We start from the raw sequence: 21545 nt of genomic DNA on the forward strand, positions 1-21545 counted from the left end.
GAAAACGGATGAAAAAGATCATGTTTATTACGAATAGGCTGCCGTTTCCGAATACGGACGGCAGAAAAAACCTGCTTCAGCAATACATTCAGCAAATCAAAGACATTTATCCCGAAAGCCAGATCGTGAACTTGTCCTTTGTCGACGACAAGAAGTACTTGAAGGACCGGCCGGATGCGATTTCCCGGCTTGAATGTCTGGAGCTTCCGGGCATGGCCGAAAAGCTGTTCAACGCGCTGGTCTATTCCTTGCTCTTGCGGAAGTGGCCGCTTCAAGTATCGGTCTATTACTCCCGGAGAACGCATCGACAGATCAAACGGTTAATCGAGGAAGAGCAGCCGGATTTCATTCTTTACGATATGGTTCGCGTCGCGGAGTACGTTGCGGACGGAACCGGGCAACGAGTGCTCAGCTACGATGATCTGCTGTCGCTGCGCTATGAACGCCAGCTTCAATGGTTTCAGTACATTCCGTCCGTATTCGGCGGCTTTTCGGACAAGCTCCCATCCGGGCTGGGGCGGTTTGCCAATTTGAAGTTCATTCAAAAATGGCTCGTCGCGTTCGAGAGCAAGCTGCTGCACAAGTACGAAAAGCATGCAGCCCGCCATTTCCAGCATTTGATCTTCACATCGCCCAAAGAAGCGGAAACGTTCCGGCAAATCGTCAGCCATCGCTCTTGTCTCGGCATCCCGATGCGATTCGACCCGGAGGGATTGGCGGCGGGGAATCCCCGCCTGTACGACCGGAACAAGCTCGTCTTCGTCGGGAAGATGGACATTCCCCACAACAGCTCCGCGGTCGTTTTTTTCTGCGAGAAGATATGGCCAAGCATAAAGCGCAAGGCGCCCGACGCAACGTTCTATATCATCGGCAAAAGCCCGACCGCAGAAGTGCTAAGGCTGCAGAAGGACTATCCCGGAGTTGTCGTAACCGGCGAAGTGGATAACGTGAAGCGGGTCGTGAGCGATGCCGCCTTAATGATCGCTCCGCTTCTGTTCGGCACGGGAATCAAAACGAAGATCGTCGAGGCGATGTCTTGGGGCGTTCCGGTCGTAACGAATCCGATCGGCAGCGAAGGCATCAACGCCATCAATCATGAGGATCTGTTCGTCTGCGAAACGGATGAGGAGATGGTGCAAAACGTGCTCCTGTTATTGAACAACGAAGAGATTAACGAAAAAGTTTCGCGCAATTCGATCCGTTACGTGACCCGTCATTTCAGCAGCTCCGTAACCCGCAAAAACCTGGAGCTGATTTTATCGTAAGGCGATTGCGCCAAAGCAGGTGTTGGTTATCCGAAATCTTGTCATTGCGCTATTCCTGTTGTCCTTGATGCTCTTGACGTACGACAGCTTGCCGTATATCCCTTTCTCGGTCTACCGGCCGGTATCGATGTTTCCGATGTTCCTTGCATCCGTCTTGCTCCTGCTGACCGACTTCAGGTTCAAGAAAGGGGATGTGTTTCTTCTCCTCTTCGTGATGTACAGCATCGGGCATTCCTTGATCGCGGCCATGACGAACGGCGATATCGGCAGCAGCGCGTCGCATATTGTTACGCTGCTGTTCGGCCTGTCGATGTACCGGGTAACGGTATATGTCGCCGAACAAGCGAGGAAAGATCCGGACGTTTTGAAGGGCATCGCCAAAAGCATCGCGATCGGTTTTATTCCTCCGCTCGCGGCCGGTTTTCTGCAGCTCGTCGATTCGTTCTTTATCCGCAGCGGATTTTCCGGCGTATTTACGGGATTATTCGCGGAAAAGGTGTACCTCAGAAGGATTCAGATGCTGTCGGGCGAGCCTTCATGGGCGGCGATCCATATGCTGAGCGGCGGGCTGATCATGTTTTTCCTGTACAAACGGGGCTTCCGCAAGCAGCTGCTCCTGTTCGTCGCCACGATGTCGCTTATGGTGCTGTCCTTCTCGGCCTACGCCTATTCGGTGCTGCTGACCGCACTGGTCATTTATGTGCTGGCAACGAACAAGAACCGGGGCAAGATGCTGGCCGTTCTGGCGGTCTGCGCCTTTGTCGTCGTCGTAGGCGTGCCTTATCTGATCGAAACGTTCAGGATAAGCGGCTATTTTACGCAGCGGTTCCAGTTCGATTTCAATCAATTGATCAATAACGACAATTCGTTTTTTATTCGGACGGTGTTTCCGGCCATCGGTTTTCTGGAATTTGCCAGACATCCGATTTTCGGAGTAGGCGGCGGTTTTTATTATACGGAATTTGCCTCCCTTCTACAGCAGCATTTCAGCAGCGGATTGAAGTTCACCGAAGTGTACGATCTTGTGTTTAATAAGCCCGATGCGGCCACGTCGAGAAATCTGGTGTCGAAGGTGTTCGCTGAGGAAGGCCTTATCGGGGTTATCCTATTCGGAGGGTTTCTAGTTTCGATTTTTCGCAGCTGCGGGGCAAATCCGTATTCGAAATTCGCGTTTGCGTTATGCATCGCGCTCGTTATGAATTTTGATTCCTATGCTTTTCTGGATTTCTGGTTGTTGTTCGGGTTCATCCGCGGGGGTGGGTTCGAAACGGAAGCCTCGCGTACCGGCCTTCCCGTACGCGCTCCCGTTCGGGCAAAAGGCCTGATGCCGCCCGTTAGACCTATCTATAGCGAATGGAGACGAAAGGCATGAAGATCGTAATCGTAAACAGCTTGTACACTCCGCATATTATCGGCGGCGCGGAAATATCGACGCAAATTTTGGCCGAGACGCTTAGTTCGGCGGCCGACGTGCATGTGTTCACGACGGGCGGACAGAAGGGTAGCGCCGGCATCTCGTCGGAGCGGATTAACGGGGTTACGGTTCATCGCCTCCCCTACAACAATTTGTATTGGATTGGCGACGGGGAAGGCCGGGGCACGCTGCATAAGGTAGCCCGCAGGCTTGTCGATATGTATAATCCGATGCAAATCGGGACCGTATCGCGCCTGCTCACGCAAATACGGCCGGATCTCGTCCATACGCAAAATCTGTCCGGGTTCGGGGCCGGGATCTGGTCGGCTTTCCACAAAGCGGGCGTGCCGATCGTGCATACGCTGCGGGATTATTCGCTTATCTCGCCCGTCAGCTCGCCTATAGAGAGTCCGTTATTGGCGAGGTTGTACAAGCTGCCTTCCCTTGCGTTCAGCAAGCGGGTATCCGCGGTGGTCGGCATATCCTCGCATATTTTAAACCGGCATACGGAATCGGGCTTGTTCCCGAATGCGGAGCATCTGGTCATTCCGAACGCGGTGGAGGGCGAGATCGCCGCGGGCGAGAAGGATTTCGCACGCAAGCCGCTGCGCGTCGGTTATTTCGGCAGAATCGAGCAGGAGAAGGGCGTCAACGAAATCGTCGATGCCGTCCGCTCGCTGCCGAAAGAGAAGGTGGAGCGGCTCTATGTATGCGGCGAAGGCAAGCTGAAGGAAGAGCTCTCTGCAGCTTGCGGTGATGACGGACGCATCGTGTTCACCGGCAAAGTGAAGCCGGCCGAAGCGCGGGAGCTCATGGCCAAGGTGGACGTAACCGTCGTTCCCTCGATCTGGGAAGAGCCGTTCGGGCGGGTCATTATCGAATCCTATCAAGTCGGGACGCCCGTATACGCCTCGGCTGTAGGCGGAATCCCCGACGTCGTCATGAACCGCGGATTTCTGTTCGCGCCGGGCAGTTCGGGGGCGATCCAAGACAAGCTGATGGACTATTACCGCTACTCGGCCGAAGAGAAACAAACGATTCAAAACCAATGCCTGGAGCACAGCCGCAAATTTACCAAGCAATCGCTGTTTGAACAGCATAAGGAATTGTATCAATCGGTCATGCTCGGGCAATCCGGCCATGCACAATCGGAGAAGACGTTTTCCGGGAAAAACATGAAGGCCGGCGCGGGAAGGTAGTCTATGGCACAATTGGCAATCCGAAAACTGTTAAACGGGAACGGCCTCGTTCAGACGATTATGCGAACGAGCGCGACCAATTTTTTGGTGATGGTCATTACGACGATCACCTCCATCGTTACGGCGAGAATGTTCGGCGTAGAGGGCAAAGGGGAGTTTTCGGCGATTTTGTTCTGGCCGACCTTCCTGGTCGGAATTGTCGGCTTCGGACTTCCCACTTCCCTCATTTACAACATGAAGCGGAATGCCGGCAAAGGAGCGGAATACATCAGGGCGGGATTTCTGTTCCAGCTCGCGGTGAGCATCGTTGTCGGCGTCGTTTCATGGATCTATCTCCCGGTATGGCTGGGCAACTATTCCGCGGAGGTCATTCAGACCGCGAAGTGGTACACCGTGCTGACGCTGCCGCTGCTGCTGGCGGTCAATCTGATCGCGGCGCTGGCGCAAAGCTCGGATAACTTCCGAACGTACAACGGCGTAAGGCTGTTCGTCCCGCTCTTTAATTTGGCGGGGATCGCCGCGCTCTTTGCGATCGGGGTGCTGAGCATTCACGCCGCCTCGCTCGTCTACCTGATCACGACGCTGCTCGTCGTGATTTGGTCCTTGTACCAGCTCAGGGGCGAGCTTAGAATCGATTGGCTCAGGCGCATGGTCGACAAGGCGGCGGCCGGTTCGCTGTTCGGTTACGGCAGCCGGGTGTTCGGCGTCGAGCTGCTCGGAACGTTGTATTCGCAGTTTGACAAAATCATTATCTTATCGCTGCTCACGCCGCGGGATTTCGGTCTGTACAGCGTCGTTTACGCGCTGTCCCGCGTGTTCAACACGGTTCAGATGGCGATCTCGAACGTCATCTTTCCGAAATTGACGGGGCTGGACAAGGATAAAATCATTTCGACGGTCGGCCGGGCTTTCCGGCTGTCGCTTATTTTGATGACGATCGTGGTCGTGCCGAGCATGTTCATCGGCAGATTTCTGATGGGCCTGTTGTTCGGCGAGGAATTTTTGGAGGCCAGCACCGCCTTTTATCTGCTTTCGATCGAATGCATACTCGGCGGCGGCTCTTGGATTCTGGCCGCTTCGTTCAACGCGCTGGGTCGTCCCGGCCTCGTGCTGATCCGGCAAATTATCGCGCTTGCGATTACGATCGGGCTATTCTTCATCTTCACGCCCCTATACGGGCTGAACGGAATCGCCTTGTCGTTGTTAGTCGGCGCGCTGGTGAGGATGCTCATTACGATAGCCGCGATGCGGGTCGCATTCAAGGTGCGGTTTGCCGGCATGCTGTTCGACAAGGACGATTTCCGCTTCCTGATCGGCCGTTTGAGAGAGAAAAAGATTATGAAAAGAGTTGGAAGAGCAGGTGGAATGGATGAGTAACCCTACGGTCTACATGTGGCCGAAAGCAAGCCCGCATAACAAATACTCCGAGCTGCTGACGAAGTCCATCGAAGACAACGGTCTGCAGGTGGAGCATTACGACAAAAAAAACACCCTTAAGCCTGCCAAGGGAGACATCGTCCATATGCATTGGCCCAGCTACTCGTATCAGGCGTCCAATTTTCCGTTAACGCTCGTCAAGTCGCTGTTATTTGCCGGACTACTTCTGTTCTTGAAGGCGCGGGGCGTACGGCTGTTTTGGACCGTTCACAACATTTGGCCGCATTCGACGGGCAAAAGCAAATGGGATTACACCATGCGAAAGTTTATTTTAGCCGTCTGCAACAGGGGCTTTGTCATGAGCGAATCGGTCAAGCAAGAAGTGACCGAGACGTTCGGGGTAAGCGCCGACAAGCTGATCGTCACGCCGCACGGCCATTACGTGGATGCCTATGTCGGTACAGGGACGGATATCCGCAAGCGGTTCGGCATCCCGCCGGAGCAGTTCCTGTTCCTGTTCGTCGGCCGGATCAATCCGTACAAAGGCGTCGAGAAGCTGGTCGAAGCTTTTCTGTCGCCGGGGCTCGAGTCGGCCGGCCTGTTGATAGCGGGGAAAGTAGACGCCGGTTACAGCCTGGATTACATCGATCCGATCAACGACGGCCGAATCAAGGTTTATCCGCATTTCGTGGACGATCACGAGCTGGTCGACTTCTTGAAGGCCGGCGATGTCATGGTGCTGCCCTATAACCAGATTACGACTTCCGGAAGCGCGATTCTCGCGCTCTCCCACTATAAGCCGGTCGTTGCGCCGAGGCTCGGTTCGCTTAGCGAATACGTTGCCGAGGGTTGCGGAATCTTGTACGATCCCGCCGACCCGGACGGATTGCGCAAGGCGCTGGCGAAGTCGGTAGACATGAATATGAGCGAGGCCGAGAAGCATATTTCGAAGAAGCTGGCGGAGCTGGACTGGCAAGGGATCGCCGGGAAAATGATCAAGGTCTACACCGGAACAAAACGGTACGAGGTGAACGCATGAAAGCGACGGTAGCGATTTGCACGCATAACAGGGCTGAAGATGTGAGGGAAGCGCTGCTCAGTCTCCTGCAGCAAAGCTTTACGGATGCTTACGAGGTCATCGTGGTCGACAACCGGTCCACCGACAACACCAGGCAGGTCGTTCAAGAGGTCAATCAGATGACAAGCATTCCGATCATTTATGTGTACGAGGAACGTCTGGGGCTCTCCGTCGCCCGCAATCGCGCGATTCGCGAGGCGAAGGGCGACTACATCCTGTTCCTGGACGACGATGCCGCGGCCTGCAAGAACTGGATCGAAGGCATTGTGTCCGTATTCGAGTCCGATCCCCGGATCGGCTGCGTCGGAGGCAAGATCGATCCGGCATGGGAAGGGGCGGAGCCGACCTGGCTTCTGCCGGAAAACCGCACGCTCTATACCATATTGGACTACTCGCAGGAAATCGTGGAAATGAAAAAGCCGGCCATCCCGTTCGGAGCCAACGTCGCTTTCCGCAAATCCGTGTTCGATACGCTGAGGCCGTTCCGCGAGGATTTGGGAAGAGTGGGAAGCAACCTGCTCTCGAGCGAGGAAGCCGAGCTCATTGACCGAATTCGCAGCCGCTATACCGTCTATTACACCCCTCATGCCTGGGTGCGGCACAAAATACCGCGCAGCAGGGTCAGCCGCAAATGGCTGCTGCGCCGGATCTATTGGCAGGGCGTGAGCAGCGCGGTGAGCTCGGAGCGGAAAACGGGCATTTTCGTTAAATCCGTATTGAAGGTTCCGGTGTTTCTGGTGCTCACGGTCGTCTTCTTCTTCGATAAGCATCGGATCTTTCGCAATATTAGCAAAATTATTTACAATAACGGCTTAATCAGCGGCGTTCTGCGAACTTATAACTAGACAAACGAGAGAGGAGCAAAGTGGTGGAGTGGGTAGCAAACATAAAGAGAAACCATCGCGCAATTTTTTATTTGATCCTAATCTTGTGTTTACTTATAACCCTGATCCCGTTACGCGGTCATGCAGACAGCGATATTGCGGAAATAGTCGTTGACGATCTTGCGGATTGGAGTCACGTCTACAAGCGATCGGAGACGCTATCCCTGCAAGTGTATGACGGTGCCGACGATCCCACCCGGGTGACCCGAAGCTTTGCGCCTAAGGAATACGTCACTTACCGGACGGAAGGCCCGCTAAGAACTTTTTCTTTGTACGCCTACTATCGATCGGGCAACGGGCCGTACGATCAGCCGAATTTTTATGTCTCGGCCGACGGCAGCGAATACGAGCAAGTGAAGCCTCGCAGCTTCAACGATGCGGATAACGTCAATTTTGTCGTGTACGAGCTGAACGATTTTCGCTCGGACGCCCGATATGTGAAGATCGAATTTACCGGCAACGATATCGCGAGTTCGCCCGTCCTCGGAAAAGCGGTGCTGAACGGTTCATTAGGCGTAACCGCCAACCTGCCTTCGGGGTCGGTCCCTTACGGCAGCATGGTCATGCTGCGGAGGGAAACGGACGGCGACACCGTTTACTACACGACGGACGGCAGCGATCCGAGAACGTCGCTTACGCGCAAGCTGTATTCCTCGCCGATCATCGTGCTGAACGAACTGTCGCTAAGGACGACCGCCGTCAGCCATTCGCCTGCGGGCAGATCGGCGGCAAGCCGGGTTTCCGCTTACCGTTACATTCCCGAAGGCTCGCTGGATAGGGCGGTCGGCCTGTACGATCCGCTCGACGATTACAAGCAGCTTGACAGCCGCTCGAGCGTTTACGTCGCAAAAGAGACGCCTTACTACTTCGGCAACGATTCGAGCCGGATGGCGCGTACGACCGTGATGCCGGGACACATCGTCTACCATACGGATTACGATATGACGTCCTTTATGGTGAACAGCTACTTTTTCGCTGGTAATGCGATCGAGAAGCATCGGATCTATGCATCGGATAACGGGACGGATTATACGGAGCTGTCCGTCGACGCTTACGCGGTAGGCCATCCCGTATCCAATTGGCAGAAATACACGTACGAAGCGACGTCGCTGCCGGCGGGCACGAGGTATTTGAAAATCGAGCTGCGCGGACAGGTCGCATGGTCGCCTCAGGTTTCGGATGTCATGCTTAATCGGAACACCGCTTCCGTGAAGGTGCAGTCGACCAGAAACGGCGATTCGCTGCAAGCGGTGCTGGCCACTTCTTCGAGCGGGGCCCAAATTTATTACCGTTTGAATAAAGGTCCCGCCTTCCGGCGTTATACCGAGCCGCTTCAGCTCGCCGGCTATAACTTGCTGGAAGCCTATGCGGTCAAGGAGGGCCTCGAGCCGAGTCCGATCCGTAAATATACGCTCAACGCGAGCGATCAAATCCAGGTGGACCGGTTCGGCCAGATTCAATCGGCCTCCTTTCCCGAGAAGGTCATAAGCGAACAGCAGCTGAAGACGGACAGCGATACGGACGCCGCTTATTACGACGGCTTGACGCCGCCTTCGAACCGGGATGCGTACGGCGGCCTGGCCGGCAGCGCGGCCAAATACGGCTTGCAGAAGAAGGGCTTCTTCGCCATTCAGCAGATGGGAAGCCGCAAGGCGCTCACGACGCCGGACGGCAATCTCTTCTTCAGCCTCGGCGTGAACGGACTGACGGCGAACGAAACCTATACGATGGTCAAAGGGCGGGAGGAACTGTTCGAATCGATACCGTCCATTCTAGAGGATTATAGAACGGCTTATAACGGAGTCGCTAACTTTTCGTTCTATTTGGCCAACAAGTTCCTCAAAACGGGCACGGTCCCGACCGAGCACGCGATCTATTCGGAAGCGGCCGGGCGCATTAAGAAATGGGGATTCAACAGCGCGGGAGGCTTCTCGCCGGACAAATACGGCGCGGAGAACAATCTGCCTTACGTGCGGATGCTGCCGCTGTCCAGCATGAGCTGGGCGAAGATAGACGGGCTTTCGCTGTTCGACATTTTCGCCCCCGATGCGGTAGCCAAGCTCGATAAGTCGTTTGCCGGGTTCGTCGCGCCGTATAAGGACGATCCGATGCTGATCGGGTATTTCATCGACAACGAGTACGAATACCACAAGTTTTATTCCCACGTGCCGAAGCTGAAGGCAAGCGAAGCGGCGATCAAGGGACGCTTGGTCAAGCGGCTGAAGGACAAGTATCAGGACCTCGACAAATTCAACAGCGAGTGGCAGACAAGCTTTGAATCCTTCGAAGATTTGAAGGAAGCGGAGCTGCCGCTTAAGACGTCGGCGGCTTGGCGCGATATGAACGCCTTCTTCCGGTACTATCTGGAAACGTTCTACGGGACGGTCTCGCGGCTCTACCGCAAATACGATCCGAATCATCTGCTTCTCGGCGACCGCTGGCTGACGACGCCGTTCCATAACGAGAAGTTTCGGAGCGTCATGGCGGAGATCGAAGGGAAGTACGTCGATGTCATCAGCATCAACCACTACAGCTATAACATGGAAGCCGGCCTTCTGGAGGACGTATACGCGAAATCGGGCGGCAAGCCGATTCTGATCAGCGAATTCGGCTTCGGCACGACGGAGCAAGGCCTCGATCCGCTCCTGCCGAATTCGGCCGTCAATCAGTCCCAAAGGGGAACGCGTTACAGAAATTACGTAGAGGCGGCAGCGAGCACGGACTACATCGTGGGCGCCCACGTGTTCAATTACGTGGACCAGGCCGGTCTCGGCAGATACTGGGAAGGCGTATGGGGCGAACGCTATAACTCGGGCCTTGTCAATGTCGCCGACCGGCCGTATATGGAATATTTGGACCGCGTCATGGCGACCAACTACGACATTTACAAGGTCATGCTAGGGGAAAAGCCCAAATATTATTACGAATTGAGCAACAAATGATCGGCAGGTGAATGGTTGTCGTGGGTACAAGAAAGAGAAGCCTCAAGGAATATGTCAGATACGGATACCGTATTCTGCTCGGCCTATTGTTTCGAACGAGGCTGGATCAAGGAGGCAGCCTGCTTCGGGTGTGCGGGAGAGTCAGCGTATCCAAAGCCAAAAATGCCCAATTGATTATCGGGAGAAACGTCATCCTGCATAAAGATATCGGCCTTTATCTGGAATCGGGAAAAGCGAGGATCGAGATCGGCGATCATACGTTCATTAACCGAAGATCGGAAATCAGGTGCAAGGAGCAAGTGAAGATCGGCAATCATTGCGCGATTTCCTGGGACGTATCGATCATCGACACCGATTACCATCAGCTTATCGGCACCGAATCGACGAAGCCGGTCTTCATTGGGAACAAGGTTTGGATCGGCTGCAAATCGACGATTTTGAAGGGCATTACGATAGGCGACGGTGCCGTCGTTGCCGCGGGCTCGGTCGTCACGAAGGATGTGGCGCCCTATACGCTCGTGGCGGGGGTACCGGCCAAGGAGATCAAACGGAACGTCGAGTGGAGCCTCTAAGGCGGATGACGGAGATCGTTATATAAATATAAAGGAGAGAGTGAGTTATCATGCAGAGTACCTCGAGTCTTCACCAGATGGACGTGCTGAAAAATAAGCTTCGCCAAATTACGGACGTCATTCCGCCGGGCTCCGACATTTACTACATCGATATTCCCGTTCACAGCAACGGGGGCGACCTGCTCATTATGAAGGGCACGGAGGCATTCTTCAGGGACTACAACATTCGCGTCCATGCGCGCTACAGCGTGCTTGATTTTCCCGATTCGCTTCTCATCCCGAAGGATTACATTATCGTGCTTCACGGGGGAGGAAATTTCGGCGATCTGTATCCGGCGCATCAGAAGCTGCGCGAGAAAATCATTGCCGGCTATCCGAACCATCGGATCGTGATGCTTCCGCAGACGATCTTTTACAAGAAAGAGTCCGAATTCGACCGGACGGCGCAAATATTCAACAGACATAAAGACGTTCATCTCTACGTCCGCGACACGTTGTCCTTAAGCGCCGCAACCGAGAAGTTTCATCGGTGCAACGTATATTTATCGCCCGACATGGCTCATCAGTTATGGCCGATCCGGCATAAGGACAGCCCGGACAAGGACCTGCTCTGCTTCTTCCGCACGGATATCGAGAAGACGGCCGAGCAGGAGCAGCTCGAATCCGCGGGCCGCGGCGATTATTTGGACTGGGGCTCCCTGTACAGCAAGGTGGAGCAGAAATCGATCAATCTCATCGTCCGAATGATTAAGAAAGGCGCCGGTCCGCTGCCGATGCAGACGATTTGGGGCAAGTACACCGATTATTTGGTGGATAAGGCGGTCAAGCGCTTCAGCGGCTACCGGAACGTGCAGACGTCAAGGCTTCACGGCCATATTTTGTCCTGCCTGATGGATAAGCCGAACACGCTGCTGGACAATTCTTACGGCAAGAACTCCAACTATTATCATACCTGGACAAGCGGCATCAGGTCCGCCCAATTGATTGTGAAGAATAAAGGTTAACCAACGAATCCCAATGCTTCGCAAATCAGTTAACAATTGTGAATAGGAGGAGTAACCATGAAAATTGTTCTACTCTCGGGGGGCTCGGGCAAACGCCTATGGCCGCTGTCGAACGATTCCCGTTCCAAGCAGTTTTTGAAGGTGCTTAAAAATTCGGAAGGGAAGCTCGAGTCGATGGTGCAGCGGGTCTGGGGGCAGATCGAAAGCGCCGGGCTTCGCGAGCATGCTTACATCGCAACGAGCAAGCCGCAGGTCGAAATGATCTATAGCCAGCTGGGCAGCGAGATCGAAGTAATCGTCGAACCGGAAAGAAGGGATACGTATCCCGCGATTGCGCTGGCGGCCGCCTATTTGTATTCCGTCGAAGGCGTCAGCTTGAACGAGACGGTCGTCATTATGCCGGTCGACCCTTACGTCGAGGAATCGTTCTTCCGCAAGACCAAGGAACTCGACCGCGTCTTGAACGAGTCGGGAGCGGACTTGGCGCTGATGGGCGTAAAGCCGACTTATCCTTCGGAGAAATACGGGTATATCGTTCCGCAAAGCGGGACGGCGCATGACGCGCCTTATATGAACGTGCAAAGCTTCCGGGAGAAGCCGCGCGAAGAGGAAGCGAAGGCGATGATCGAACAAGCCGCCCTATGGAACTGCGGGGTGTTCGCGTTCAAGCTGGATTCCGTCATCAATATTTTGCTGTCGCACGGGCACCCGATCCAATTCGACGAGATGGTGAAGCAGTACGACAAGCTTCCGAAGAACAGCTTCGACTACGAGGTTGTCGAGAAAGCGAACACGATCGTCGCGCTGCCTTACGAAGGGGATTGGAAGGATCTCGGGACGTGGAATACGCTGACGGAGGAAATCGCGAATCCGTTGATCGGCAAAGGGATCATTACGGACAATTCGTCCAATACGCATATTATCAATGAATTGGATATTCCGATTACGCTGCTTAATGTATCGAACGTCGTCGTCGCGGCGAGCCCGGACGGCATTCTCGTCTCGGACAAGGCGTCAAGCCCGATGATCAAGGAGGTCATGAAGCATTCGGATCAGCGTCCGATGTACGAGGAGCGGCGCTGGGGACGTTACCGGGTGCTCGATTACTTGAAATATCCGGACGGGACGGAAGTGTTGACCAAGCGGATCTGCGTCGGGCCGGGCAATAATTTGAGCTACCAGTATCATCTGCTTCGGGACGAGGTATGGACGGTCGTCTCCGGCAACGGGGAAATGGTCTTGAACGGCAAGCGATTCCCGGTCAAGGCCGGAGACGTGCTCACGATATCGAAGCAAAGCAAGCACAGCCTGCGCGCGGAGACGGAAATGGACATCATCGAGGTGCAGACCGGGTCGGAGCTTATCGAAGAAGACATCGTCCGGCTTGCGTTCAATTGGGACGAAATTATGCAAATATGCACGGTGTAGGCGACGGGTTTTCAATAGAAGGAGTGATGGGAATGAACATTACGGTTATCGGCACCGGCTACGTCGGGCTCGTATCGGGTGTCTGCTATGCGGAGCTGGGGAATAAGGTCATCTGCGTCGACAAAGATTTAGGGAAGATCGAAATGCTGCAGGCCGGCGAGATTCCGATCTATGAGCCGGGGCTTAAGGAATTGGCGGACAAGAACCGTTCCGCCGGAAAGCTCGCATTCACGACCGATCTGACCGAAGCGGTGCGGCAATCGGACATTATCATTCTTGCCGTCGGAACGCCGCCGATGCCAAGCGGCGAGGCGAATATGGTCTTTATCAACCAAGCCGCCCTTGATATCGCCGAAGCGATGAACGGCTACAAAATCATCGCGATCAAAAGCACGGTGCCGGTCGGCACGAACGAGCGGATCCGGGAGCTGATCCGCACCCGCACCTCCGAGCCGTTCGACAGCATCTCGCTGCCGGAATTTCTGCGCGAAGGCTCCGCCATCAAGGACACGATGAATCCGGATCGGATCGTCATCGGCGCCGATTCCGAAGGCGCGGCCGAAACGATGGTCCGGCTGCATCGGCCGCTGACGGAACAAATCGTCGTAACGGACATCCGCAGCTCGGAAATGATCAAATACGCGTCCAATGCTTTTCTCGCCACGAAAATATCGTTCATCAACGAGATTGCGAACATTTGCGAGAAGGTAGGGGCGGACGTGACGAAGGTTGCGGACGGGATGGGCTACGATAAGCGGATCGGACAGTCGTTCCTCAGAGCCGGGATCGGCTATGGCGGCTCCTGCTTTCCGAAGGATACGAGAGCCCTTATCCAAATCGCCGGCAACGTCGATTACGAGTTCAAGCTGCTCCGCTCGGTCGTCGAAGTGAACCAGGATCAGCGGTTCAACGTGATCCGCAAGCTGGAGACGATCTTTAACGGCCAGCTGCGGGGCAAGACGGTCGCGATATGGGGGCTGGCCTTCAAGCCGAATACCGACGACGTCCGCGATTCGCCGGCGCTTGAGATCATTCAATATTTGGTCGAGAACGGCGTGAAGGTGAAGGCTTACGATCCGATCGCGATGGATAACTTCAAGGCTCTATACGGCAAGGAAGGCGTCGCATGGTGCAGCCAGGCGCTCGAAACGGCACAAGACGCGGACGCGCTCTGTCTGCTGACGGAATGGGATGTATTCGCGGAAGTCGATTTGAATCTGCTGCAATCCGTCATGAAGCAAGCCATTCTGATCGACGGACGCAACGTGTTCAAAGAGGAAGATTTGCTCGGGACCGCGTTCGTTTATTATTCCGTCGGACGGCCGAGCCTGAATCAAGGCGTTAAGCAGCAAATTCCGGTCATGCAATTGTAATTCTAACGATAGCGGGGTTCTTACATGATGAAAGCGGAGAAAATCGATTTAAGCGATATTTCGAATGAATTATCCTTTCTGTTAATCATTCTGCGCGAGGCCGGGGAATGGGATGAGCATCGAATACGAGAATATGCTTCAAAGACGAAGTGGGATTCCTTCATACAATTAACGTTGCATCATCGCGTCTATCCTATCGTTTACTTGAAGCTAAGCCAAGTCCGTTCGTCCTGCATTCCTGCCGATGTTATGGAGACGCTCCGCTACCATTACAACGCCAACGTTTTGAAGATGATGCAGCTTACGAGAGAGATGAATACGATTTGCGGCAAATTAGCAGGCAGCGGCATACGAACCCTGTTGCTGAAAGGCCCCGTATTGGCCGTTCAGCTTTACGGCGATATGGCGCATCGGACTTCCAAAGATTTGGATATTCTGCTCGATATCGAAGATGTGGAGAACGCGGAGGAAGTGATGGCGCAACTTGGATACGAAGCGGAGGATAAGCCAACATCCAAACCCGATTGGAAAAGGAAGACGCATCATCTTTCGTTCAGGCATAAAGAGCATGCCGTGCAAGTCGAAGTCCACTGGCGGTTAAATCCATATGCCAGCGGCACCCATGCGTTCCAGCAGCTGTGGGAACGCAAAAATACGGTCGAAATTATGAATCTGTCGTTTCACTGCTTAGGGAATGAAGACCTGCTCTACTACCTGGCCGATCACGGCGCCAGGCATGCCTGGTTCAGGCTGCGCTGGCTAGTGGATATCGATCGGTTAATTCCGCGATTGAACAGCGACAAAATGCTTGCTTACTTCAGGAAGCACGGCGGACAATCGTTCGCCGGACAGGCTTTCCTGTTGACCGAACATCTGCTAAACTCAAAAATTCCTTCTTCCATGGGTGGGCTGACGAATCATAAGAAGACGATCAGGCTGGCGAGAACGTCTTTGTTTTTTATGAAAAGAATCGTCAAATTAAACCCGGTTCCGGAAAAAAGCGTCGTATGGCCTTATTTCCGGTACAGTCTATCGCTCATGACAGGCAGGCAGCGAGCAAGGTATCTATTGAACCACTTAGAGCCTAACGGGAAAGACATGTCGCAGCTGCCGCTGTACAAACCGCTTCATTTTCTCTATTTCCCGCTCCGGCCGTTTCTATGGTTCTGGAGGCATATTATAAATAATTAAAATTTTCTTAGGAAAATAGCGACATAAATTGAATTTTAAGGTCGAATAGTATATAGGAAATAATGAATAGCAACGTTATCCGGCTTGCTAAATGGGGTGTTTATGCTGAATGATTATCGATTATTTGGTTTGAACATTAGGAGTAAAATGGTTCTGCCCGAAGGGTTCGAAATAAACGGAATGCAAAGCGTCGATGTTGAAATAGACTTAAATCCGCCGCAGGACAATGTCCGGGATTCGTTCGAGACGGCCAACTTCCGCGTCGATAACGGCCGATTTCTGTTTCATGTACCCGAAACGGCCGTATACAGCGTCGCGGACGGCACCCATATTGCGGTAACGCCGTATCCGGGAGCGGACGAGGCGAAGATTCGGCTGTTCCTGCTCGGAACTTGCATGGGGGTACTGCTCATGCAGAGAGGAATTTTGCCGCTGCACGGGAGCGCCGTCGTCATTGACGGGAAGGTTTACGCCATCGTAGGAGAATCGGGCGCAGGCAAGTCGACGCTTGCCGCGGCGTTCGCTCGCGCGGGATATCCGTTGATGACGGATGACGTTATCGCGGTCGCCTTAACCGACGATGCGGCGCTCGTCCATCCGTCCTATCCGCAGCAGAAGCTGTGGGAGGAGAGTATCGAGCAGCTGGGCTTGCACGATCGCGACTATTCATCGATTTACCAGAGGGTTAACAAATACGCGGTGCCGATACGGTCCCGATTTTGCAGAGAGGCGCTCCCTCTCGCGGGAATCGTCGAGCTTGTCAAATCGGATGCACCGGAACCGTCTATTCAAGCTTATAATCGGCTGGAAGGGCTTCATGCGCTGAACGTGCATACGTACCGGAATTCCCTTCTCCATCTGATGAACAGACAGCAATGGCAATTCCAATCGATTGCCCGGCTCGCATCCGAGCTGCCGGTGTACCGGCTCCGCCGCCCGGCAGACGGCTTCTCCGCCTTTGACCTGGTGGATCAAATCATTCGTTTGACCAATAAAAGGGAGGTTGTTATTTCATGAGCGTCGATATGATTGCCTTAAGCGGACTTGTCGTCCAGTCGCAAGGCTACCTCGTAAGCGAAATGAACGGCGAGAAGGTCATGCTGAGCATCGAGAACGGCAAGTATTACAACTTGGGCCAGATCGGGGGACGGGTATGGGAGCTGATCGAGTCCCCTGCGTCCATTCAAGACGTGGTGGATCGATTAGTGACCGAATACGTCATCGAACCCGAAGAATGCCAGCGGCAAGTTCGCCGGTTTTTGCAGCAGCTGAAAGCCGAAGGACTCATCCAAGTCGGTAAGGAATAATGAACTTGTTCAGAAGAGCGGCGAGAAAAGCAAAACGGTTTGCGGCTTACCCGGCGGATTTGAAGCGGATGTACGCGGAGGCTTACTTTTATCTGGCTTGGGCGAGAGTGCTTAAGCTGCTTCCGTTCGCCAAGGTGGCGCCTTCGCTTGGCTCGCATATGAAGGAGACCTCCTATTCGAGCACGACGGAGCAGGATCTGCTGCAGCGCAAAGTAGCCAAGGCCGTTCATGCGATGAGCCGCGTCACCTGGTGGGAAAGCCAGTGCATGGTCAAAGCCGTCGCGGCGATGAAGATGCTGCGGCGAAGAGGAATCGCGAGCACGCTCTATCTGGGCAGCGGCAGGGACGATAGCGGCAAAATGATCGCGCACGCCTGGCTGCGCAGCGGATCGTATTACGTAACCGGCAATGAGAGGCTGGAGAGGTTTGCCGTCGTTGCCGTGTTCGGGAATGACACAGAAGCTGCGGTGTTGTCGCCACTGGAGCGGTAATCCGCATTAGGAGTATATCATATGAGGGATTTATTCTATTTTATACGAAAAATGCACCGGGACTCCGGATTCCGTCTGTACCTCAATATGTTCACGACATTCGTGATCAGCTGTCTGGACGGCATCGGCATTTATCTGATCGTCCCCATGCTTAGCATAATAGGCGTTTTTCAAATGAATATGGATGAAGTGCCGCTGGTCTCAACGTTGTTCGAAATCGTCGACTCCTGGTCGATCGAGCTCACCTTGCCGCTCGTGCTCGCGATATACGTATTGATCGTAGGGGGACAAGCCCTGCTGCAGCGGAGCCAGATGGTGCTGGGTTCCCGCATCCTGCAGTCCTACGTCCGCTCTCTTCGGTCCGAGACTTATCGGGGGCTGCTTCTGGCGAAATGGGAGTTCTTCCTCCGCAAGCGCAAGTCGGATTTCCATCATGTCATGGTGAACGAGCTCGGACGGGTCAGCTATGGCTCTTCTCTCTTCCTGCAGATGGTTACGGGCATTATTTTTACGGTTATTCAAATCGGACTGGCCTTCTGGCTGTCTCCGCTGCTAACGGCCGTCGTGATTGCAAGCGGCGGCATGCTCGCCCTGTTCGCGCGTAAGTTCGTCAAGAAGGCGGGGCATATCGGCGATAAGACGTCGGAGCTGTCGCAGAGCTATTTTGCGGGAATTAACGATCATTTCAACGGCATCAAGGATATAAAGAGCAACAGGCTGGAACGCTCGCATATTCATTGGTTTGGCGGCATGAGCAAGCAGCTGGAGAGCAACGTCGTCCAATTGGTACGCGTCAATTCGCTGTCCCAGTTCATCTACCGGATCTTTTCCATTACGCTTATTGCCGGGTTCGTCTATCTGGCTCTGGAAGTGTTCCACACGCCGGCCGAGCAGCTCATTCTGGTCGTGCTCATCTTCTCGCGGCTATGGCCGAGGTTTATCGGCATTCAGTCGAATTTCGAACAGCTCGCGACCAATCTGCCCGCTTTCAAAGCGATGCGCAAGCTGCATCAGGAGTATGAGCAGGAGCAGGAGCTCACGTTGTCGGACTCGCCGGACGGAGGAAAGCCGTTTCAATTGCAGGACGGAATCGAATGCAGGCAAGTCCATTACCGGTACGATCCGAAAGAGCCGGCTTTCGCTCTTCGCGATATTAACGTCTTTATTCCCGCGAATCGCATGACGGCGATCGTAGGCTCGTCCGGCGCGGGGAAAAGCACGCTGATCGATATGCTCATGGGGCTTATCGGGCCGGAACGAGGGCAAGTTCTGATCGACGGCGTTACGCTGCGGGAGGAGAAGCAGCTTCTCGCGCTTCGTGGCTCGATCGGCTACGTGGCGCAGGATCCCTTTCTCTTCAATGCGAGCATTCGGGATAACTTGAAGCTGGTAGACCCTCATGCCGAGGACGCCGAGCTGTGGAACGCGTTGAAATTTTCGGCATCCGACGAATTCGTTCGCATGCTGCCGCAAGGTCTGGATACGGTCATCGGCGATCGGGGCATTCGGTTGTCCGGGGGAGAGAGGCAGCGGATCGTACTCGCAAGAGCGATATTGAAGCGTCCGTCCATTCTCGTGCTGGACGAAGCGACCAGCGCGCTGGACAGCGAGAACGAGAGGCGAATTCAAGAAGCGCTTGACCGGCTTAAGGGCAGCATGACGATTATCGTCATTGCCCACCGCTTGTCGACCATCCGGAATGCGGATCAGGTCATTGTCATCGAGCAAGGCGAGGTCATTCAGCAAGGCGGCTACAAGCAGCTGTCTCAAGAAGCCAAAGGAAAGTTCAAGCAGCTGCTGAGCTATCAAACGGGCATGAACGGATAAGCAAGTCGTAAGTCGTTACATTAAAGAAGCATGAATCGGGCGGGGTGAGATTGCATGAGCGTTATGGCCGGAGTTATACAATTCGATAGACCTCTGCAACCATCCGATGGCACTGCGGATTTCATGGAAGCCGTCCGGCATTTCCCCGGAAATGCTTTCGAGACATGGGAAGACGGTACGGCTCTATTCGGCTGCCGGTCGCAATGGATAACGCCGGAATCGGTTCATGAACGGCTTCCCTATCGGGACGGGCAATCCGGGCTGGTCATTACCGCCGATGCGATCATTGACAATCGCGGGCAATTGTTCGAACAGCTCGGGATCGGGCGAGACAGAAGGAACGATCTAACGGATAGCGAGCTTATTCTGCTCGCTTATCGCAAATGGGGTTCGGAGACGCCGAATTATTTGATTGGAGACTTCGCCTTCGTGATCTGGGATGAGAGCAGAAAGCTGCTATATGGCGCTAGAGATCAGCTTGGCAGCAGGACGCTGTATTATCACCGAGCTTCGAACCGGTTCTCGTTCTGCAGCGTCATCCACCCTCTTTTCTCCCTGGCGGGAATAGACAAGCGTTTAGGAGAAGAGAGATTTGCCGAGTTTTTGGCGATACCGACGCTATTGGACGCCGTCGATGTCCACACGACTTACTATGCGGATATTTCTCAGCTGCCGCCGGCACACTCGTTTACTTTGCAAGAGGGGAAGCTTGAGGTCGCAAAGTACGGTTCCTTAATGCCGGAACGGAGACTGACCTTGGGCTCCGATGACGAATACGTGGAAGCCTTCAAGGAAATTTTCCAGCAATCGATCCGTGCCAGACTGCGCACCTTCAAGCAGGTGGGCGTCACGCTGAGCGGAGGACTCGACTCCGGATCGGTGTCGGCGTTCGCGGCGGGCATGCTCGCGGGGGAAGGCAAGAGCCTGCAGGCGTACAGCTATATCCCCGAGCGGGATTTCATCGATTGGACGCCTAGAAGCATGTTCGCGGACGAAAGTCCGTACATTCAGTCCGTCGTCGACTATGTGGGAAATATGAACGCCAACTATTTGGATTTTCACGGGAAAAGTCCTTTTACCGAGATCGACGAATGGATGGACGGCCTGGAAGCGCCTTACAAAAATTTCGAAAACGCGTTCTGGGTAAAAGGCATCCATGAAGAAGCGGCGCGTCAAGGAATCGGCGTTCTGCTTACGGGCGCCCGGGGAAATTACTCCATATCCTGGGGTTCCGCCGTCGGTTATTACAGCCTGCTGCTGAAGAAGCTCCAATGGCTCCAGCTGTACCGCGAAATTTCGATGTACGGCAGACAGCTCGGTACCGGCCGGAAACGGATCGTCCGAGCCATCAAACAGCAGGTATTTCCGGAGAAAGGCGCTCCGTTTCAGCCTGGCGTGCCTTCTATTATAGAGCCCGATTTCGCAAGAAGCTCCGGGGTATTCGAGAAGCTGTCGCCCTACGATGTCGGCTTGCGGGAGTCCACGTACCGGATGCTGACCGAGCGCGAGGATTATTTCGGCAATCAAGCGGTGTTGAACATGCAGGGCACCATATCGGCGAAGTCGTCTTACCGCCTTGGCCTATGGGAGCGGGATGCGACCAGCGATGTCCGCCTGATCAAATTTTGTTTGTCGATCCCCGTAGAGCAATATGTGAAAAACGGCTTCGGGCGGTCTCTTATCCGAAGAGCGACCGAAAATCGTTTGCCGGACAAAGTGCGGCTCAATCAACGGACGCGTGGCGTTCAAGGAATGGATTGGGTACACCGGACCATCCCCCGGTGGCAATCCACCCTCGAAGAGCTTCGCACGCTGTGCGAAGACGATCGGGCTTCCCGCTACTTGAACGTCATGCAGGTGAAGGAATCGCTGGACAAGGTAGGCCCGGCCCTCCGTCCGGAGCAGGCCGACGATCCTCACTTGAAGCTGCTCATGCGAAGCTTGATTGCCTATCGTTTTCTCAAACGATTGCAATAGAATACCGCGCCCCGAAAGGAGGTGAAAGACAATGGAGAAAAAAGAATGGACGACTCTTTCCCTGGAAGTGATGGAAGTATCCGAAACAATGGCTGGTTTCGGTATTTCGAAAATCGACTTTACGTATGTGGACGGCAAGCTCGTAGACCTTGATGTTTATGATTCCTAGTATTCTTCGGCACGATGCCGGAGGAGACTGATGGCCGCACTTAAATA

Annotated in this window: 18 protein-coding genes; all 18 read left to right on the plus strand. The window is 54.2% G+C overall.

The window, feature by feature from the left end:
- Positions 1-8: 8 nt before the first annotated feature.
- The 18 genes from IDH41_RS26530 (at position 9) to IDH41_RS26615 (ending at position 21498) form a co-directional block, all read left to right on the plus strand.
- On the plus strand, positions 9-1265 hold the full coding sequence (locus IDH41_RS26530; protein ID WP_190866581.1) for a glycosyltransferase family 4 protein: 1257 nt from the start codon (positions 9-11) through the stop codon (positions 1263-1265).
- Between the two features lie 22 nt (positions 1266-1287).
- Positions 1288-2637, plus strand: coding sequence for an O-antigen ligase family protein (locus IDH41_RS26535; RefSeq protein ID WP_190866583.1), 1350 nt, complete (start codon positions 1288-1290; stop codon positions 2635-2637).
- The gene (locus IDH41_RS26540) at positions 2634-3878 is read left to right on the plus strand and encodes a glycosyltransferase family 4 protein (RefSeq protein ID WP_190866585.1); all 1245 of its coding nucleotides are present in this window, start codon (positions 2634-2636) and stop codon (positions 3876-3878) included. The genes IDH41_RS26535 and IDH41_RS26540 overlap by 4 nt, the downstream gene beginning before the upstream one ends.
- A 3-nt stretch (positions 3879-3881) precedes the next feature.
- Positions 3882-5255, plus strand: coding sequence for a lipopolysaccharide biosynthesis protein (locus IDH41_RS26545; protein WP_190866587.1), 1374 nt, complete (start codon positions 3882-3884; stop codon positions 5253-5255).
- Positions 5248-6294, plus strand: coding sequence for a glycosyltransferase family 4 protein (locus IDH41_RS26550; RefSeq protein ID WP_190866589.1), 1047 nt, complete (start codon positions 5248-5250; stop codon positions 6292-6294). The genes IDH41_RS26545 and IDH41_RS26550 overlap by 8 nt, the downstream gene beginning before the upstream one ends.
- Positions 6291-7178 (plus strand): glycosyltransferase, encoded by an 888-nt coding sequence (locus IDH41_RS26555; protein WP_190866591.1) that lies wholly within the window; start codon positions 6291-6293, stop codon positions 7176-7178. Before IDH41_RS26550 ends, IDH41_RS26555 begins: the two co-directional genes overlap by 4 nt.
- A 209-nt stretch (positions 7179-7387) precedes the next feature.
- Positions 7388-10159 (plus strand): chitobiase/beta-hexosaminidase C-terminal domain-containing protein, encoded by a 2772-nt coding sequence (locus IDH41_RS26560; protein ID WP_317890826.1) that lies wholly within the window; start codon positions 7388-7390, stop codon positions 10157-10159.
- A gap of 20 nt (positions 10160-10179) precedes the next feature.
- Positions 10180-10731, plus strand: a complete 552-nt coding sequence (locus IDH41_RS26565; protein WP_317890827.1) for an acyltransferase — start codon at positions 10180-10182, stop codon at positions 10729-10731.
- Positions 10732-10781: 50 nt separating this feature from the next.
- Positions 10782-11735, plus strand: a complete 954-nt coding sequence (locus IDH41_RS26570; RefSeq protein WP_190866595.1) for a polysaccharide pyruvyl transferase family protein — start codon at positions 10782-10784, stop codon at positions 11733-11735.
- A 57-nt stretch (positions 11736-11792) separates the two neighbouring features.
- Positions 11793-13163 (plus strand): sugar phosphate nucleotidyltransferase, encoded by a 1371-nt coding sequence (locus IDH41_RS26575; protein ID WP_190866597.1) that lies wholly within the window; start codon positions 11793-11795, stop codon positions 13161-13163.
- Between the two features lie 32 nt (positions 13164-13195).
- Complete coding sequence (locus tag IDH41_RS26580) at positions 13196-14536, plus strand: UDP-glucose dehydrogenase family protein (protein WP_190866599.1); 1341 nt, start codon at positions 13196-13198, stop codon at positions 14534-14536.
- 27 nt (positions 14537-14563) lie between these two features.
- Positions 14564-15727: a nucleotidyltransferase domain-containing protein gene (locus tag IDH41_RS26585; RefSeq protein WP_190866601.1), complete on the plus strand. Its 1164-nt coding sequence runs from the start codon at positions 14564-14566 to the stop codon at positions 15725-15727.
- Positions 15728-15874: 147 nt separating this feature from the next.
- Positions 15875-16744 (plus strand): phosphoenolpyruvate carboxykinase (ATP), encoded by an 870-nt coding sequence (locus IDH41_RS26590; RefSeq protein WP_190866603.1) that lies wholly within the window; start codon positions 15875-15877, stop codon positions 16742-16744.
- Positions 16741-17034: a lasso peptide biosynthesis PqqD family chaperone gene (locus tag IDH41_RS26595; RefSeq protein ID WP_190866605.1), complete on the plus strand. Its 294-nt coding sequence runs from the start codon at positions 16741-16743 to the stop codon at positions 17032-17034. Before IDH41_RS26590 ends, IDH41_RS26595 begins: the two co-directional genes overlap by 4 nt.
- Before the next feature lie 68 nt (positions 17035-17102).
- On the plus strand, positions 17103-17525 hold the full coding sequence (locus IDH41_RS26600) for a lasso peptide biosynthesis B2 protein (protein ID WP_397328646.1): 423 nt from the start codon (positions 17103-17105) through the stop codon (positions 17523-17525).
- A gap of 21 nt (positions 17526-17546) precedes the next feature.
- Positions 17547-19352 (plus strand): ABC transporter ATP-binding protein, encoded by a 1806-nt coding sequence (locus IDH41_RS26605; RefSeq protein ID WP_190866608.1) that lies wholly within the window; start codon positions 17547-17549, stop codon positions 19350-19352.
- 54 nt (positions 19353-19406) lie between these two features.
- Complete coding sequence (locus IDH41_RS26610) at positions 19407-21329, plus strand: asparagine synthase-related protein (RefSeq protein ID WP_190866610.1); 1923 nt, start codon at positions 19407-19409, stop codon at positions 21327-21329.
- A gap of 31 nt (positions 21330-21360) precedes the next feature.
- Complete coding sequence (locus IDH41_RS26615) at positions 21361-21498, plus strand: paeninodin family lasso peptide (RefSeq protein ID WP_190866613.1); 138 nt, start codon at positions 21361-21363, stop codon at positions 21496-21498.
- Positions 21499-21545: the final 47 nt, after the last annotated feature.

The organism is Paenibacillus arenilitoris (genome assembly GCF_014705655.1).
Classification (GTDB): domain Bacteria; phylum Bacillota; class Bacilli; order Paenibacillales; family Paenibacillaceae; genus Pristimantibacillus; species Pristimantibacillus arenilitoris.